General features: G+C 73.4%; 12 protein-coding genes. 6 read left to right on the forward strand and 6 right to left on the reverse strand.

The window, feature by feature from the left end; genetic code table 11:
- Positions 1-61 precede the first annotated feature (61 nt).
- Genes fabD through ACQP1P_RS27915 form a run of 3 tightly spaced genes read right to left on the reverse strand, consistent with a single transcriptional unit; the run spans position 62 to position 4,342 of the window.
- Positions 62-2,302, reverse strand: coding sequence for an ACP S-malonyltransferase (gene fabD / locus ACQP1P_RS27905; RefSeq protein ID WP_433074723.1), 2,241 nt, complete (start codon positions 2,300-2,302; stop codon positions 62-64).
- 37 nt (positions 2,303-2,339) lie between these two features.
- Entirely contained in the window at positions 2,340-3,116 is a 777-nt protein-coding gene (locus ACQP1P_RS27910) for an enoyl-CoA hydratase-related protein (protein WP_433074726.1), read from the reverse strand.
- Positions 3,107-4,342 (reverse strand): hydroxymethylglutaryl-CoA synthase family protein, encoded by a 1,236-nt coding sequence (locus tag ACQP1P_RS27915; protein ID WP_433074729.1) that lies wholly within the window; start codon positions 4,340-4,342, stop codon positions 3,107-3,109. The genes ACQP1P_RS27910 and ACQP1P_RS27915 overlap by 10 nt, the downstream gene beginning before the upstream one ends.
- Positions 4,343-4,472: 130 nt before the next feature.
- Between ACQP1P_RS27915 and ACQP1P_RS27920 the strand changes: the two genes are divergently transcribed.
- The 3 genes from ACQP1P_RS27920 to ACQP1P_RS27930 all read left to right on the forward strand — a co-directional run bounded on the left by ACQP1P_RS27920 (position 4,473) and on the right by ACQP1P_RS27930 (position 8,907).
- Positions 4,473-5,822, forward strand: a complete 1,350-nt coding sequence (locus ACQP1P_RS27920; RefSeq protein ID WP_433074732.1) for a sucrase ferredoxin — start codon at positions 4,473-4,475, stop codon at positions 5,820-5,822.
- A 174-nt stretch (positions 5,823-5,996) separates the two neighbouring features.
- A complete protein-coding gene (locus ACQP1P_RS27925) occupies positions 5,997-7,631 on the forward strand; it encodes an MDR family MFS transporter (RefSeq protein ID WP_433074735.1) in 1,635 nt (544 codons plus the stop codon).
- 70 nt (positions 7,632-7,701) lie between these two features.
- Positions 7,702-8,907, forward strand: a complete 1,206-nt coding sequence (locus tag ACQP1P_RS27930; RefSeq protein WP_433074738.1) for a cytochrome P450 — start codon at positions 7,702-7,704, stop codon at positions 8,905-8,907.
- Positions 8,908-8,961: 54 nt separating this feature from the next.
- Here the strand turns inward: ACQP1P_RS27930 and ACQP1P_RS27935 are convergent, their stop codons facing one another.
- Genes ACQP1P_RS27935 through ACQP1P_RS27945 form a run of 3 tightly spaced genes read right to left on the reverse strand, consistent with a single transcriptional unit; the run spans position 8,962 to position 12,104 of the window.
- Positions 8,962-9,900 carry a DUF6039 family protein gene (locus tag ACQP1P_RS27935; protein ID WP_433074741.1) on the reverse strand — a complete coding sequence of 313 codons (939 nt, stop codon included), beginning with the start codon at positions 9,898-9,900 and terminating at the stop codon, positions 8,962-8,964.
- 21 nt (positions 9,901-9,921) lie between these two features.
- Positions 9,922-10,827 (reverse strand): DUF6039 family protein, encoded by a 906-nt coding sequence (locus tag ACQP1P_RS27940; RefSeq protein WP_433074744.1) that lies wholly within the window; start codon positions 10,825-10,827, stop codon positions 9,922-9,924.
- Positions 10,824-12,104 (reverse strand): cytochrome P450 family protein, encoded by a 1,281-nt coding sequence (locus ACQP1P_RS27945; protein ID WP_433074747.1) that lies wholly within the window; start codon positions 12,102-12,104, stop codon positions 10,824-10,826. Before ACQP1P_RS27945 ends, ACQP1P_RS27940 begins: the two co-directional genes overlap by 4 nt.
- A gap of 316 nt (positions 12,105-12,420) precedes the next feature.
- Between ACQP1P_RS27945 and ACQP1P_RS27950 the strand changes: the two genes are divergently transcribed.
- From ACQP1P_RS27950 to ACQP1P_RS27960, 3 genes are all read left to right on the forward strand, one after another.
- Positions 12,421-14,361, forward strand: a complete 1,941-nt coding sequence (locus tag ACQP1P_RS27950; RefSeq protein WP_433074750.1) for an ArnT family glycosyltransferase — start codon at positions 12,421-12,423, stop codon at positions 14,359-14,361.
- Between the two features lie 86 nt (positions 14,362-14,447).
- Positions 14,448-15,947: a class I adenylate-forming enzyme family protein gene (locus ACQP1P_RS27955; protein ID WP_433074753.1), complete on the forward strand. Its 1,500-nt coding sequence runs from the start codon at positions 14,448-14,450 to the stop codon at positions 15,945-15,947.
- Positions 15,940-17,196, forward strand: a complete 1,257-nt coding sequence (locus ACQP1P_RS27960) for an NAD(P)/FAD-dependent oxidoreductase (RefSeq protein ID WP_433074756.1) — start codon at positions 15,940-15,942, stop codon at positions 17,194-17,196. Before ACQP1P_RS27955 ends, ACQP1P_RS27960 begins: the two co-directional genes overlap by 8 nt.
- The last annotated feature ends 19 nt before the right edge of the window (positions 17,197-17,215 follow it).

The following is a 17,215-nucleotide window of genomic DNA, read 5'->3' on the forward strand; positions in this document are numbered from 1 at the left end:
TCGTGGTCGCGAACTTCATCTCCGCACTCCGTATACGTCGGTCTGCATACATCGATGATCGTCACTTATATCGTAGCGTCGCCGCCGCATCGTTGCTGCTCACATTTGCGCAGAAGCCCGCCAGCCACGCCGCGGCCCCTTGCATCAGCCGCTCCGCCACGACGTCGACGTGGCGCTGCCGCCAGTCCTGCAGCGGTGTGCCGGCGACGAACCGGTTGAACGCCCCCATCGCCGGGCCGCAGTGGATCTGGTAGTTCGCCCGCTGCTCGCCGTCGGCGGCCGCGGCCATCCGGGTCGAGTGCACGAAGTACCAGCGGAAGACCAGCGCCATGCGGTGACGCGGGTTGCGCTCGGCGCGGGCGAGCTCGTCCGGGCGCGTGCGGGCCAGGTAGTCCGCCGTCTCCTTCCACACCTCCTCGACGGTGCGGCCGAAGTACCGCTCCACGGTGGCCAGCTCCGCGGCGTCCAGGGCCTCCAGGGCGTCGTACTGCCGGTAGAGCTGGTAGAGCTTGTTGGCCCGGGCCGCGAACAGCGTGCCCCGCCGCACCACCTGCACCCGCGCGCCGAGCTCGAACATGTCTCCGGCCGGCGCGTACGTGGTGTCGGCCACATCGAGTCCGGCCAGCAGGTCCTTCACGGCGGCGGCCGCGCCGGACTCGGGCGTGCACTGGTTCACCGAGCCGGTCACGACGAAGTCGGCGCCGAGCACGAACGCCGCCGCGACCGCCTCGGGCGAGCCCAGCCCGCCGGCCGCGCCGACGCGCACCGGCGCCGGATACCCGTACTGCCGCACGGTCCGGTCGCGCAGCCGCACGATCGAGGGCACGAGGGTCAGCGCCACCCCGGCGTCGGTATGCCCGCCGGAGTCCGACTCGACGCACAGGTCGCCGCTGACCGGCAGCTCCCGCGCGACGGCCGCCTCGTCCTCGGTGAGCCGTCCGGTCTCCACCAGCTTGCGCAGCAGCGGCTCGGGCGGCGGACGCAGGAACGCCTCGGCGACCTCGGGCCGCGACACCTTGGCCAGCACGTGCCGCACCGCGACCGGCCGCCCGGCGGCGTCGCGGTGCGCGCCCGAGAACCGGAAACGCACCACCGGGGCGGTGACCTGGGTGTACCCGGCCGCCTCCACGAAGCGCACGCCGTGGTCGAGGTACAGCCCGACGGTCGCGTCCTCGCGGGCACCGTCGTCCAGGCCGTAGAGCAGGTTCATGCCGAACCGCCCGCCGCGGCCGAGCGCGGTACCGAGCTCCCGCAGCGCGTCCTCGATCTCGTCCAGGCGCAGGCCGCCGGCGCCGAAGAACCCGATGAGGCCCGCCTTGGCCATGCGGATGACGAGGGCGGTGGAGGCGATGCCCTGGTACATCGAGCCGGCCGCGTAGGCGTACCGCACGCCGTAGTCGTCGCGGAACCCGCGGCTGCCCAGGCTCTGCGCGGGGTCGGGCGGCGTGACCGCGGCCGCGGTGCGCCACAGACCGGACAGGACGGTGCCAGGCCCCACCTCCGCCGCCTCCCCGACGCCGCGGGAGCGCAGGAACAGCATCGTGTCCCACCACCGCACCGGGCTCGCGACCTGCTCGCGCAGCAGCCTCGCGATCTCGCCGGCCGGGTAGGGCCGGGCGGTCACGTTGGCCACGACCGGGATCCGCGGCGCGGCGAAGGTGAAGCCCTCGAGGAACGCGCCGAACTCCCGCGCCGCGTCGCGCATGTAGCGGGAGTGGAACGGCGCGCTGACGTTCAGCGGCACCGCCCGCCCGCCGGCCGCGCGCACCGGCGCGACCAGAGCGTCGAGGCGTTCCCGGGGGCCGGAGAGCACGATCTGCTCGTCGCTGTTGTGGTTGGCGACGTCCACGCCGTCAGGGCCGTCAGGCCCGTCATGGCCGGACTCGCGCAGCAGCGCGGCCACCCGGTCGGCGGGCAGCCCGACGACGGCGAGCATGCCCCCCGCGGCGGCCTGGGCCATGAGCTCGCCGCGGCGGCGCACCAGCCGCACGCCGGTGGCGAAGTCGAAGCAGCCGGCGGCGAAGAGCGCGTCGTACTCCCCCAGGCTGTGCCCGGCGAGGAAGTCCGGCTCCGGCTCGCGCTCGCGGCGCTCCAGCCAGTGCAGCGCGTTGACGATGAACAGGGCCGGCTGGGCGTGGCGCGTGTCCCGCAGCCGGTCGTCCGGATCGCGCAGACACAGCTCGCGCACGTCGTAACCGAGGATCTCGCCCGCCTCGGCCAGCAGGTCGGGCCGGTGGTCGAGCACGTCGGCCCCCATGCCCCGCCGCTGCGATCCCTGGCCGGGAAACAGCCATGCCCGCACGATGCCTCCTTCAGCAGATTTCTCGGATAGGCGCGGCTCACCGGTCCCAGGGCATCCGCGCGCCGCTGGCGAACGCGGTGATGCGCTCGCGGGCCACCGGCGAGTGCATGAGACGGCCGAACTCGCGCACGGCGTCGGCCTCCATCTCCTCCGAGACGATCCACATGCGGCGGAAGTACCGCTTGAGGTCGCCGATCGTCGAGCCCTCGAGCTTCGTGGCGCGCACGAGCAGCCGCCGCAGGGCCGGCTCCGGGTCGTCGGCCAGCTCGTCGACGAGGCCGCACCGGGCCGCGTCGGCGGCGCCGACCGGCAGCGTCGACAGCGTCATCGCGTAGGCGCGCTGGAAGCCGACGCGGCGGATGAGGTACGGCAGCACGCAGCACGGCAGCAGCCCCCACAGCGCCTCGGGCAGGCCGAACTGGCTGCCCGGCGTCGCGTGCACGAGGTCACTGGCGGCCACGATCCCGACCCCGCCGCCGGAGGCGCGACCGTCCACACAGGACACGACGATCCGCTCGACGGTGGTGAGCCGCTTGAGCAGGCCCAGGAAGCGCTCGCCGCCGTGCGCCGCCAGGTCGTCGGTGCCCGCGGCGGCCGCGTGCAGGTCCATGCCGCTGCAGAACGCCGAGCCCTCGGCTCGCAGCACCACCACGCGGCAGCCGGGGTCGGCCTCGGCGCGGTCGAGCGCGCCGTGCAGGTCGGCCATCAGCCCGGGGGTGATGCTGTTCTGCTCGCGGGGCCGGTCCAGCGTGACGGTGAGCACCGCGCCCTCGCCGCGCAGGCGCAGGGTGCCGTTGGGTGCGGTCAGCTCCACCGGTACCTCCGGTGGAAGTCGCGGATCTCGCCGAGCACGAGCAGCCCGCGCCCCTCCATCTGGGTCTTGTAGATGTGCTCGTATGCGCCGACGTCGAAGACGTGGTCGCGTACCCCGCACATGCGGTGCAGGCTGTCGTCGGAGACGGTCTCGTACTCCGCGATGGTCAGCGGGTGCCGTGCCGCGATCGCGCCGGGCAGGTCGAGCGCGGCGAGCCGGGCGGCGGCGCCCTCGGCCACCACGCCGCTGTAGAACTCCGAGGCGCAGCCGGAGCCGTAGGAGTACAGGCCGATGCGTCTGGGCCGGTCGAAGTCGCCGTGATCGAGCAGGGCGCACAGCGCGAGGTACAGCGCCGCGGAGTAGACGTTGCCGACCTCGGTGCAGTAGCGCAGCGACGGGGTCACCCGGGCCTGGAAGTCGGCCTCGATCTGCTCGGGCGGCATGCGCTTGAGCTTGCGCAGCAGCTGGCGGTGGGCGCTGCGGACCATGCCGGCGAACGGCGTGTGCAGCACCAGGTAGTCGAAGGTGGTCATGATGTCGGCGCCGACGACCCGCTCGGTGTAGTGCTGGTAGGACTGCTCCAGGCAGTGCATGTACGACAGCAGCGACAGGTCCGAGTCCCCCGCCTCCAGGTCCGGGCGCGGGCGCAGCGTGTCCATCACCTCGTGGCTGTAGTAGCCGTTGGCGCCGGCGTCCAGGGCGAGGATGTCGGCCTGGCGGCTGACCACGAGCGCGACCGCGCCCGCGCCCTGCGACGGCTCCCAGTAGGTGTTGCGGGCCGCGACGCTGGCCGCGTCGGCGGCGATGACGAGGGCGCGCACCTGCGGGTCGGGGTGGGTGGCGACGAAGCCGGCCGCCATCTGCAGCGCCGCCGTGCCGCCGTAGCAGGCGTGCTTGGTCTCGAACGACCGGCACCGCCGGCTCAGGCCCAGCGCCTCGTGGACGTACGTGCTGATCGGCTTGCCGAAGTCCAGGCCCGACTCGGTGCCGACGATCACCAGCTCCACCCGCTCGCGGGCGTCCGGGGTCAGCGCGTCGACGATCGGCTTGGCCGCGTTGACCGCGTTGGTGACCGGATCCTCGCACGGCAGGTTCACCGATTTTCGCGTCATCAGCAGGTTGCCGAAGCGGCGCAGGTCCAGTCCCCGGGCCTCGAACAGCTGCCGCACGTCCAGCGACGCGGGGCCGGTGTACGCGTTGATAGCCTCGATGCCAACGGTCGTCACACCGCCACGCTACGAAGCGCTCTTGCCGGCCGTCTGCTCAAATCTGCGCAGGCGAAACACGATGGCATTGATATTTGCGAATGAGCATTCCTGAGTAGACGCGGGCCGCCGTGCGGGTGAGCATGCGGCGATGGACGACTTCAGCCTGCCGCGGCGAGCGTGCAGCGAGGTGTCCAGCGCCTGCGGCGAACCGCTGGGCGCCACGGCCGGACCCGCGGCCGGATGGGTGCTGATCGAGCAGCCCGGACCGCTCGGCCGCCGGCCCGCCGCGCAGAGCCCGCTGGTGCCGGCCGCGTTGCGCGCCGAGCTCGGCCGCCTCGGACTGCGCCCGCAGCTGATCCGCCGGCCGGGCCGGGTGCGCCCCGCCGAGCACCGCACGGTGTTCCTCGCCGGCCGCGCCACACTGCGCCGGCTGCTGGTGCGCGAGCCGGTCGACCTGCTGCGGCCCGGCACCCGGGCGGCGCTGGCCGCGCTGGCCGCCGGCGGGGTGCCGGAGCTGGGCGAGGCCTGGACCCGGCCGCTGTACCTGGCCTGCGTGCAGGGCTCCGTCGACGCCTGCTGCGCCCGGCTGGGGCGCCCCGTGGCCGAGGCGGTGCGCCGGCTGGTCGGCGACCGGCTCTGGCAGACCAGCCACCTGGGCGGCTGCCGGTTCGCGGGCAACCTGCTGTGCCTGCCGGACGGCGCGCTGTACGGCCGGCTCACCCCGGCCGCGGTCCCGGCCGTGGTGGCCGCGTGCGAGCGGGGGCGGGTCGAGCCGCGCTGGTTCCGCGGCCGGACCGGCTGGCCCCGCGCCGCCCAGGCCGCCGAGGCGCACCTGCACCGGGCGACCGGCGGCTACGGCTGGGCGGACGTGACGCTGCACGGCGTGACCCGCGACGGCACCGGCGGGCACCGGGTCCGCCTGGCGGTCGGCGACGAGCGCTACGACGTCGACGTCCGGGCCCACGACCTGCCGCCGCGGCGCACCCGATGCCCGCACGGGCACCAGTCCAGCCCGTGCCGGTTCGTCGTGACATCGGTGCGGACGCTCAAGAGTGCGCAGACAGATCCGCGACCGGCACCGGAGCATGGACGGCGTTCAATGGCAGACTCGCGGACCGAGGAGGGGCCGATGACCCAGAACATGGTGCAGATGCACCCGATCTTCCTCAAGCAGGCGGAGTACCTGGCCAAGGGTGACCTGGACGGGCTCATGCAGTGCTACCACCCGGAGGCGATGGTCGTGCGCTTCCAGGACATTCTGAGCGGCCGCGACGAGATCCGCGGCATGATCCAGGGCTACATGGACATGAACATGCAGTATCTGGAGATGCTCGAATACACGCACACCGACGACACGATCCTGATGCGCGGCGTGATGAGCGTGAAGGGCGTCGAGGAGATCGGCTTCGGCGCATACGTGCTCAAGGACGGCCTGATCTGGCGGCAGGTTTCCGGATCCGAGGGTGGAATGCGCAACTGGGACGAGGTCGAGGGCTGATCGCCGGCCCCACGAGAGGCATTCACGTTGTGTGCGTGAATGCACCGTGGGTATCCTCGGGCGATACGGCCGCCATTGTCGCGGAAATTGCCGGAAGAACGATCGGACGGGGCCGCGCCATCCCGCGCGGCCCCGATCTCCGCGCGCATCGCATCGCACGACGACAGGACGAGCATGCCGACCGACACGCCCCGCACCGCCGAGCCACTGCCGGCCCGCCGGCGCGCCCTGGGCACGGCCAGCGCCCTGCTGGCCCTGGCCCTCGCCTCGCTGGACCAGGCCATCGGGGCGATCCTGCCCCGGGTCGCCGCGGAGCTGCACGGGCTGCAGCTGTACGCGTGGGTCGGCACCGCCTACCTGATGTCCTGCGCCGTGGCGGTGCCGATCGCCGGCAAGCTCGGCGACCTGCTCGGGCGCAAGCCCTTCCTGATCGCCGGGATCGTGGGCTTCATGGCCTCGTCGGGGCTGTGCGGCGCCGCGCCCGGCATGGGCTGGCTGGTCGCCGCGCGAGCCCTGCAGGGCGTCTTCGCGGGCATGCTCATCGCCACGGTCTACACGGTGCTGGGCGATCTCTACCGGCCCTCCGAGCGCGCCCGCATCCAGGGCTTGGCCAGCAGCGTCTTCGGCGTCAGCTCGGTCCTCGGGCCGCTGGCCGGGGGCTTCGTCACCGACCAGTTCGGCTGGCGGTGGGTTTTCTACATCAACGTCCCGCTGGGCCTGATCGCGCTCGCCTTCGCCCTGTCGCTGCCCCGGGTGACCGGCCACACCACCTGGCGCGACCTGGACCTGCTGGGCTCGGCGCTGCTGGCCGCGGGGCTGACCCCGCTGCTCATCGGGTTGTCCCTGGCCGGTACCGCGCCCGGGCACCCGTCGGCCACGGCCTGGGTGCTCATGCTCGGCGGCGCCGCCGTGCTGGTCGGCTTCTACCTGGTCGAGACCCGGGTCGTGGCCCAGCCGCTGGTGCCCTTCGGGCTGTTCCGCAGCAACCCGTTCACCGTCGCCATCGTCATCGCGTTCCTGTCCACGTTCGGCATGATGGCCGCGGTGTACTTCGCCCCCCTGCTGTTCCAGGGCGTGCTCGGGCAGAGCCCGACCCGATCGGGCACGCTGCTCGCGCCGCTGATGCTCGGCCTGATCGTCACCAGCACGCTCACCGGCCGGCTGCTGTCGCGCGTGCCGCGGTACCGCTACCTGGCCACCGCCGCGCTGGCCGGGCTCGCCGCCGCGCTGGCGATCCTGGCCTACACCCGCCCGGGCGCCGGCGGCGGCCCGGCGACGCTGGCGATGGTCCTCGTCGGCCTCGGCATGGGCGTGCTGCTGCCGCTGACCACGTCGGTGGTGCAGAACGCGGTCAAGCGCAGCCACCTCGGGGCCGGCACCAGCCAGATCCAGTTCTGGCGGGTCATGTCCGGCCCGGTCTCGGTGGCGGTGCTCGGCGCCGTGCTGTCGGCCGGGCTGGCCGGGAAGGTGTCCGAGCGGCTCGCCGGTGTCGGGCTGCCGCCCGGGGTGGCCCTGCCCGGCGGCCTCGCCGACGGCGACCCGCACAGCGCGCTGGACCCCGCGGCGCTGGCCCGGATGCGCGACACCCTGCCCCCGGACCGCCCGGGCCTCTACGACGCCATCGTCGGCGCCGTCCGCCTCGGCGTCGCCGACGCCCTGCACACCGTCTTCCTGGTCGCCGCGGTCATCGCCGTCGCGGCCGCGGTCGCCAGCCTGTTCCTGCGCGAGGTCCCGCAGTCGGACCCCGCGCCCGGCCCCACCGATCAAGCCGCCGGCCGCCCCGCGGCCGCCGCCCGCGACGGGGCCTGAGCGCTCCGGCATCCCGACGGGCCCAGCCGCCTGCGAGGCGACCGGCCGGCCGAGCCCAGAGAGGATCGCCATGTCCCAGCCCCCCGCGCTCCCGGGGCGCCGCGAGTGCCCGCTCGACCCGCCCCAGCAGCTGGGCGACCTGCGCCGCGAGCGTCCGGTCGCCCGGGTCCGCCTGTGGAACGACGACGAGGCGTGGCTCGTCACCCGGCACGACCTGGCCCGGCAGGTCCTGCAGGACCGCCGCTTCAGCGCCGACGCGACGAACCCGAGCTTCCCGCGGCTCAGCCCCGGCCTGCTGGTCGGCGCCGAGCGGGCCGGGCGGCGCAGCTTCAGCCGGATGGACGAGCCGGAGCACGGCACGCTGCGCCGGATGGTCGCCCAGCCGTTCTCCACCCGCTCGGTCGAGCTGCGCCGGGCCGAGATCGAGACGGTCGTCGCCGACCTGCTCGACCAGATCGTGCACAAGGGGCCGCCGGCGGACCTCGTGCGCGACTTCGCCCTCCCGGTGCCCACGCAGATGATCTGCCACCTGCTCGGCGTGCCCTACACCGACCACGCGTTCTTCCAGGACCGCACGGCCACGGCGATCGTGGCCCGCGACGCGACGGCGGAGCAGTCCCGCACCGCCCGGGCCGAGGTGTACGCGTACCTCGACGACCTGGTCGCGGCCAAGGAGCGCGACCCCGGCGACGACCTCATCGGCGACCTCGTGCGCCGGCAGGTCCGCGAGGGCCGGCTCAGCCACGACGACGTGGTCACGATGGCGTGGCTGCTGCTCGTCGCGGGTCACGAGACGACGGCCAACATGCTGGCCCTGAGCCTGCTCACCCTGCTCACCCACGACCACCTGCGCGCGGCGATGCTCGCCGACCCGGCCGTGGTCCCGCGGGCGGTGGAGGAGCTGCTGCGGTACCACTCCGTGCTCAAGGACGGCGTCCCCCGCGTCGCGACCGAGGACGTGACCATCGGCGGCACGCTGATCCGGGCCGGCGACGGGGTGATCATTTCGCTGCCGGCGGCCAACCGGGACGAATCGGTCTTCCCGGCGCCCGACACCGTCGACTTCGACCGGCCGAACGCCCACCAGCACGTCGCCTTCGGCCACGGCCTGCACCAGTGCCTGGGCGGGACGCTGGCCAACCTCGAGCTGCAGATCGCGCTGCCGGCGGTGCTGCGCCGGCTGCCGGGGGCGCGCCTGGCCGTGCCGCTGCGGGAGATCCCGTTCCGCGACGACATGAGCGTGCACGGCGTCCACGCGCTGCCGGTGACCTGGTGACACGCGGGTGCCCCGGGGCCGAGCGGCCCCGGGGCACCTCTCTGGCGGGCTCCGTCAGGACGACTTGGCGCCCTGGGTGGCGTGCATCCCCCAGTGCTGCGGGGTGAGCGCGATGTCGGTGAGGGTGGCGTCGATGAACATCCGGTCCCAGGTGCCGCCGCCCTTCTCCGGCGCGATGCGCTCGCGGGTGTAGACGTCGAGCACCTCGGGCTTCATGAACGCGCGCATGTCGATCATCGCGTAGTAGGAGCTCAGCGACTTGAGGTGCAGCAGCCAGTGGATGCGGTCGGAGCGGCCGAAGGCCTCCTCGTAGAGGAAGACGGTGACCTCGCCGCGCTGCTGCTCGTTGATCATCTCCGCGACGTCGCGGGCGAACTGCCGGCCCTCGGCGCGCAGGCCGTAGCGCAGCTGGCCGTAGCGGTGGATGACGATCCCGGCGTTGGCCGAGTGCAGGATCTCCTCGGGCGCCAGCTTGGTCTGGTGCTGCGCGGGCGGCACGACGGCGGCCCCGCCGAGCCGGTCGCCGGGGGTCGGCGGGGACGCGTCGCCGGTGCCGTACATCCCGGTGAACTGCGGCAGCAGCACCGTCTCGCTCAGCCCGGCGTCGAGGAACATGCGCTCCCAGCCGCCCCCGCCGCGCTCGGCCGGGATGCGGTGGCGCAGGATCAGGTCGCGCCAGCCCTCGTCCCGGGTGCCCATGCGCAGCAGCGTGTCGTAGGCGTCGAACGACTTGAGGTGGATGAACCAGTGCAGCAGGTCCTTGGTGCCGAAGGTCTCCTCGTAGAGGAAGACGGTGACCAGGCCGGCGTAGTTGGTGTTCATGTACTCGGCCAGCTCGCGGGCGAACTGGCGGCCCTCCGAGCGGAACTCGCCGCGCAGCTGCCCGACGCGCTCGACGATGACGCCGGCGTTGGCCGAGTGCAGGATCTTGTCGGGGGCAACGCTGGTCTGGTGCTGGGCGGACAGTACCGCCGCGTCGTGCGTCACGGTCACGGAAAAACTCCTCACCACGGGTCAGAGCGGCAGCTTGGGGCTCACGCCGCCGACGTAGGGCACCAGCACCGTGTCGTGGATGGTGCCGGGGATGAACATCGAGGCCCACGAGCCGCCGCCGCGCGAGGCCGGCACCCAGTCGCGTCGCAGCAGCTCCTCGGCCTCCGGCGTGCCGGCGGCCGCGCGCAGCGCCGGGTAGTCGGCGAGCGAGCGCAGGTGGATCAGCCAGTGGATGCGGTCCTGCTTGCCGAACGTCTCCTCGTACAGCAACGAGGTGACCAGGCCGGGCAGGGCCAGGTTGAGCCGCTCCTGCCAGGCCGCGGCGAAGTCGCGGGCCGGCTCGCGCACGTCGTAGCGGACCTCCGCGGTGCGGTGCAGCAGCGCGCCGCAGCTCGCGGTGTCGAGCTGGAGCTCGCGCGGCTGGGCCGTCTGGTTGCGCGCCGGCGGCACGAACAGCTCCTTGGGGTCGAAGCCGTCGCCGGCGTGCGTCTGGCCGTGCTGCGGGCAGAAGATCCGCTCCTGGATGCTGCCCTGCACGAACATGCGCTCCCAGTTGCCGTGGCCCTTGTCCTCGAGCCGGTCGCGCTCGGAGATGTCCTGGAAGTCCCGGTCGTGGTCGACCATCTCCAGCACCCGCTGGTAGTCGTGGGGCGACTTCAGGTGGATGTACCAGTGCAGCCGGTCGCGCGTGCCCAGCACCTCCTCGTACAGGAACGTGGTGATCGCCCCGGCCTGCGCGGTGTTGAGGTAGGCCAGCACGTCGTGGCCGAACTGGCGGCCCTCGGCGGCGAACTCGTACTGCAGCTGCCCGACCCGGTGGATGATCAGGCCGCAGTTGGCCGAGTGCAGGACCTGCCCGGGTGGCAGGGGCGCCTGGGCGGCGGCGGTGGGCACGTCCGCCGCCGGCGGGCGGATGTCCGTGGTCATGCTGGCTCTCCAGTCCTCGCGACGGGGGTGAAGGTGACGGGCAGCGCGGCCAGGCCGCGCATGATGCGGGTCTCCCGCCAGCGCAGCGCGTCGGCGGGCACGGCCAGGGCGACGTCGCCCAGCCGGCGCATGAGCGCGTCGATGGCGACCTGGCCCTCGAGGCGGGCCAGCGGGGCGCCGACGCAGTAGTGGATGCCGTGGCCGAAGGCCAGGTGGGCCGGGCCGGCGCGGCCGATGTCGAGCTGCTCGGGGGCGCTGAAGCGGGCCGGGTCGCGCCCGGCCGCGCCGAGCGCCACGGTCACGACGCTGCCGGCCGGGACCCGCACGCCGTCGAGGTCGACGTCGCGCACGGCGACGCGCAGCGTGGCCTGGTGCACCGGCGCGTCGATGCGCAGGAACTCCTCGACCGCGCCGGTGATGAGTTCGGGCCGCTCGGCCAGCAGCTTGCGCTGGTCGGGCGCGCCGAGCAGGGCCAGGGTGCCGTTGGCGATGAGGTTGACGGTGGGCTCCTGGCCGGCGCCGAGCAACAGCTCGGACATCGCCAGCAGCTCGCGCTGGGACAGCCGGCTGTCGCCGTCACGGGCGACGATGAGCGCGGAGAGCAGGTCCGGCTGCTCCTCGGGGGGCAGCGCGGCGTCGACCGTCGCGGCCTTGCGCTCCAGCAGCTCGGTGAGGAACTCGCGCATGCGCCGGTTGCCCTCCTGGCGGGTCATCGGCGCGTCGGTGACCTCGGGCCCGGTCAGCATGGCCGTGGACCACAGCCGGAAGTCGTCGCGGTGGCCGTGCGGCACGCCGAGCAGCTCACAGATCACCGTGGCGGGCACCGGATGCGCGTACTCGCGGATGAGGTCGGCCTCGCCACGCTCGGCGAACGCGTCGATGGCCGCGTGGGCGATCCGCTCGATCATCGGCCGCAGCCGCTCGACCCGGCGCACGGTGAACGCCTTGGAGACCAGCGAGCGCAGCCGGGTGTGGTCGGGCGGGTCGGTGTTGATCAGGTGGAAGATGTAGTCGTTCTCGTCCGGCTGCTCGGCGGTGACGTAGCCGGCCTCGCGCAGCTGGTCCCAGAAGCGGCGGGGGTCCTTGGAGAAGGACGTGTTGTCGGCCAGCACGTCGCGGGCGCTGTCGTAGCGCACCACCAGCCAGTGGTGCAGGCCGTTGGGCTCCCTGACGTGGCAGGCGGCGCCGCCCTCGCGCATCGTGGCGTAGGCCGGGTAGGGGTCGGCACGGAATCCCTCGGGGTAGTCGACCGGCGCACCGGCCGCGGTGTCGCCCATGACGGCTCCAATCTGTGCTCCGCCGACCGGGCGCGGCCGGCACCGCGGAAATGATCACTGAGCAAATGGCGCATACCTCGACCAGCGTCAATCAATCGGTGCCGCCGCGTCTGCCTCATAGTGAGCATCGGCGCAATGTTCGCGGCCTTATCACGGGACGCTTCGGGCGTCTGCTCAATATTGAGCACTGCCGCGGATTGACGAATACCCTCGTCAACTCCCGTTCGATGGAACTTCTCTTGACCAATGACATCCGAGCGCGGTAGTCACAATCATGCAGACATCGACCGAGACTGGTGAGCAGACCGTTACACGGGTGCCTCGGCAACGCAGAAGCGTCAGTGAGCTGTGGAAGGCCCCCGAGAACGACCCCGCGTGGGCGCGCCCCGTCCTGCTGGTCATCGTCGCGTGTGCCGCATTCCTGTACCTGTGGCAGATGCGCGGGAGCGAATTCAAGCCGATCCACGGGCCGATGGTCCGCAGCATGACGCAGAGCTTCGAGAACTTCTTCTTCGGCGCGGTGGACCCCAACGGCTGGGTCGGGCTGGACAAGCTGCCCGGCTACCTGTGGCCGCAGGCGATCTCCGCGGCGATCTTCGGCTTCCACCCGTGGGCGCTGGTCCTGCCCCAGGCCGTCGAGGGCGTGATCAGCGTCGTGCTGATCTACGCCATGGTGCGCCGCTGGGCCGGACTGCACGCGGGGCTGCTCGCGGCCGGCCTCTTCGCGTTCACGCCCGTGACCGCGGCCCTGTTCGGCAACCAGATCGAGGACGCGGCGCTGCTGTGCTGCCTCGTCGTGGCCGCCTACGGCTACCAGCGCGCGGTCGACTCCGGCAGCCTCGGCTGGCTGATCTTCTGCGCGGTGTGGGTGGGCCTGGCGTTCCAGGCCAAGATGCTGCAGTCCTGGCTGGTGCTGCCGGCGTTCGCGCTGGCCTACCTGCTCGCCGCGCCGGTCACCGCCGGCCGGCGCTGGGCCAACATCGGCATCGCGGGCGCCGTCATGGTGGTCGCGTCGATGTTCTGGATGATCATCAGCCTGATCGTGCCGAAGGACAGCCGGCCGTACCTGGACGGCACGACCAACGACAACGTCTTCTCCCAGGTGTTCGGGTTCAACGGCTTCAGCCGCATGGGCGACAGCATCCACGTGCCCGGCGCGATCGTGCCGCTGCTGGGCGGGTACGCCGAGATCGAGGGCAGCCCGGAGAAGCTGTTCTGGAGCAGCCTCGGCTCGCAGATCGGCTGGATGTACCCGGTGGCCCTGGCCGGGCTGGTGCTCGGCTTCCTCTGGGGCACCACGCGCGGCGAGCGCACCGACAAGATCCGCGCCGGCCTGGTGATGTGGGGCCTGTGGCTGGTCGTCACCGCGCTCGCGCTGAGCTTCGGCACCCTCGCGCACACCGCCTACGTGGCCGCGCTGGCCCCGCCGATCGCGGCCCTGGCCGCCTACGGCCTCGTGCTGATGTGGCGCGAGTTCAACGCCGGCGGTCAGCGGGCGTGGGCGCTGCCGGTGGTGCTCGCGCTGACCGTCGCCTGGGGCGCGTACTTCACCCTCTCCTACAGCGAGTTCCTGCCCGGCCTGGCCGAGGTCGTCATCGTCATCGGGCTCGTCGCCGTGGTGCTGCTCGCCCTCGCCGCCGCGCGGGGCGGGCAGGGTGGCGGCCTGAGCCGCTACGCGTTCGTCGCCGGGCTCGTGGCGATCCTGCTGCCGCCCGTGGTCTGGTCGGGATCGGTCATCTCGCCGACGTACCGCGGGACCGTCAGCGAGGCCACCGCCGGCCCGGTGCGCGGCGTCGGATTCCTGCCCAAGGGCAAGGACGCCGACGCGATGCGCAAGGTGCTGCAGCAGATCCGGCCGATCTTCGGCACCACCACCGAGCTCACCCCGGCGCAGCGCTCGCTGCTGGAGTACCTGCGTGCGCAGCAGCACGGCGAGAAGTACCTGGCCGCGATCTACCCCGAGATCCAGGCGCTGCCGCTGATCCTGGCCGAGAAGGCACCGGTGCTGCCGATGGCGGGGCTGTCGGGGCGCGCGTACACCCCGAGCACCGACGAGCTCAGCGGGCTGGTGGCGCGCAAGGAGCTGACGTACGTGTACTTCGGTGACGCCAGCGTGCTGGGCAAGCTGCTGCCCAACCCCAACACCGACGCGCTGCGGGCGTGGGTGAAGGACCACTGCACGGTGGTGGCGCCGGCCGAGTACGGCGCCAAGGCCCCGCAGAAGCCGGAGATCGGCCTGTACCGCTGCGGCGGCTGACCCTCGCCGAACCTCGTTCGAACCAGCGTCCGCCGCTGCTCACTTTGGAGCAGCGGCGGACGCGTGAGCGGGCTTACGGTCACCGCATGGCGGACGCTTCCGACTACTCCCCCATGGCCCCGGATCTCCTTCGGCTGCGCGCCCGGGAGCACGGCGACCGGGTGCCCTTCACCGTCGGCGCCGAGCCCGGTCCGTCGTACGCCGAATGGGACCGCCGCTCCGACCGGGTCGCCGCCGCGCTCGCCCGTGGCGGGCACGGCCGCGGCGACCGCATCGCCCTGCTGTTCGGCGGGATGGACTGGACCGACTACGCGATCGCCTACGCCGGCGTGCTCAAGACCGGCGCGACCGCCGTGCACCTGCCCGCGACGCTGGACGCCGCGGACCTCGCCGACCGGCTGGGCGAGTGCGGGGCCGCCGACGCCGTCATCGGCGCCGGGGTCGCGCCGCCCGACGGCGTCACCGTGCACACGGTCGCCGGGCTCACCGCCGCCGGCACCGGATTCGCCCCGACCGTCGCCGTCGCGCCGCACGACATCGCCGACATCCTCTACACCTCCGGCACGACCGGCCGGCCGAAGGCGTTCACCAACCCGCACGGCGCGCTCACCTACGGCCGCGGCCCGGCCGCGCTGGCCTCCTTCGACGGCTCCGCGCCGCTGCTGGCGCCGATGCCGCTGGGCACGCCCTCCAGCGCCAGCACCGTCGGCATGCTGGCGCTGACCACCACCTCGGCCGTGGTCATCTGCCCGGTCGACGACGTCGAGCTCATGGCGGCGCTGGCGGCGCGGTTCGGCGTGGTGTCGCTCATGCTCACCCCGTGGACGGCGATCCGGCTGGCCAACGCGCGCGTCCACGAGCGGCACGACCTCAGCCGCGTACGGCGCCTGGCGCTCGCCTCGGCGGCGCTGCCGCCCGCGGTCGCCCGCCGGCTCGCCGCGATGATGCCGGGCCTGCTCATCAGCACCGCCTACGCGCAGGGTGAGGCGGCGCCCGCGGTCGTGCTCAACACCTACGACCCGGACCGCCCGCTCTGCGTGGGCCGGCCCGGGCCCGGCACCGAGCTGCGCGTCGTCGGACCCGGCGGGGACCCCGCGCCGACCGGCGAGATCTGGCTGCGCTGCCAGGCCCCGAAACGCCTGTACCTCGACGAGGCGCGCAACCGCGAGATCCACGCCGGCGGCTGGACGCGCACGCGCGATCTGGGCCGGCTGGCCGCCGACGGCCGGCTGGAGCTGATCGACCGGGCGGCCGACGCCCTACCGACGCCGTCCGGCTGGCTGTCCACATTGGAGGTCGAGCACGCCGCCTACGAGCACCCGGGCGTGGTGGAGGCGACGGCCTACGGCGGCACCGGCGGCGACGGGGCGCCGTGGCTGCGGATCGCCGTGGTCCTCGCGCCCGGCCACGCCGTCGACGGCCCCGGCGGGGTCGCCGAGGTGGTCGGCGGGCGGCTGCCGGCCGACGCGCCGCCGTGGCGGGTGGAGCGGCACGAGCGGCTGCCCCGCGGGATCACCGGCAAGGTCCTCAAGCACGTGCTGCGCGACGGCACACGGGCCGTCACATCCGGAGGTGTACATGTATGACGTCGTGGTCGTCGGCGCGCGCTGCGCGGGCGCGCCGGTGGCGATGCTGCTGGCCCGCGCCGGGCGGCGGGTGCTGCTGCTGGACCGGGGCACGCTGCCGTCGGACAAGCTCTCGACCCTCTACATCCAGCAGCCGGGCGTCGCGCTGCTGCGCCGCTGGGGCGTGCTGGACGCGGTCCGCGACTCCGGCTGTCCGCCGCTGGAGCGGGTCGTGTACGAGCTCGGCGACGTGCGGCTCGCCGGCTGCGCCAGCCCGGTCGACGGCGAGCGGGCCGCGTATGCGCCGCGCCGGTTCGTGCTGGACGCCATCCTCGCCGACGCCGCCGTCGCGGCCGGGGCGGAGCTGCGCCAGCGGTGCCGGGTCACGGCGCTGCTGCGCGACGGCAAGCGGGTCACCGGCGTGGAGTACCGCCGCAGCGACGATCCGGACGCCGAGCCCGTGCGGGTGCCGGCCCGGCTGGTGGTCGGCGCGGACGGGATGCGCTCCAGCGTGGCCGAGTTCGCCGGGGCGGAGAAGCTCGTCCAGCACCCCCGGCTGACGTGCGCGTACTACGCGATCTGGAGCCGCTTCCCGGCCGACTTCGAGCTGTACGAGGGGCCGACCGGCTGGGTGTCCGCCGTGCCGACCAACGACGGCGTGCTGGTCTCGGCGTACTACCCGCAGGACCGCTTCGAGGAGGTCCGCCACGACGCGCAGCGGCACTACCTCGACAACGTGCGCACCAACGCGCCCGGGCTCTTCGCCCGCCTGGGCGACGCCACGCAGCTGGAGGCGCTGCAGGGCACCGGGGACCAGCAGAACTTCTTCCGCCGGGCGCACGGACCCGGATGGGCCCTCGTCGGTGACGCCGGGCACCACAAGGACTCGTTGACCGCCCGCGGCATCGGCGACGCGTTCCTGCAGGCGCAGCTGCTGGCCGAGCGGGTGGCGCCGGTACTCGGCGACCCCGCGGCGCCGGACGTGCCGTTGGACGCGGCATCGGACGCGGCATCGGACGCGGCATCGGACGCGGCATTGGACGCGGCACTGGCCGACTACGCCGCCGAGCGGGACCGGCGGCTGACCGAGTCGTACCAGGGCACGCTGCTGGTGGCCCAGGCCGCGGCCCGCGAGCAGCGCAAGGCCCTGCTCGCCGCGGTCGGGCGCAGCGAGGAGCTGACCCAGGTGTACTTCGACGCGGTGGCGGGCCTGCGCTCCCCCACCGAGCTCTACACTCCCCAGTTGCAGGCCATGCTGGCCGGCCGCTGAGACGCCGAAGGAGTTCACG

Origin of the sequence: Dactylosporangium sp. CA-052675, from assembly GCF_050947935.1 — a bacterium.
In the GTDB taxonomy this organism is placed as follows: Bacteria; Actinomycetota; Actinomycetes; order Mycobacteriales; family Micromonosporaceae; genus Dactylosporangium.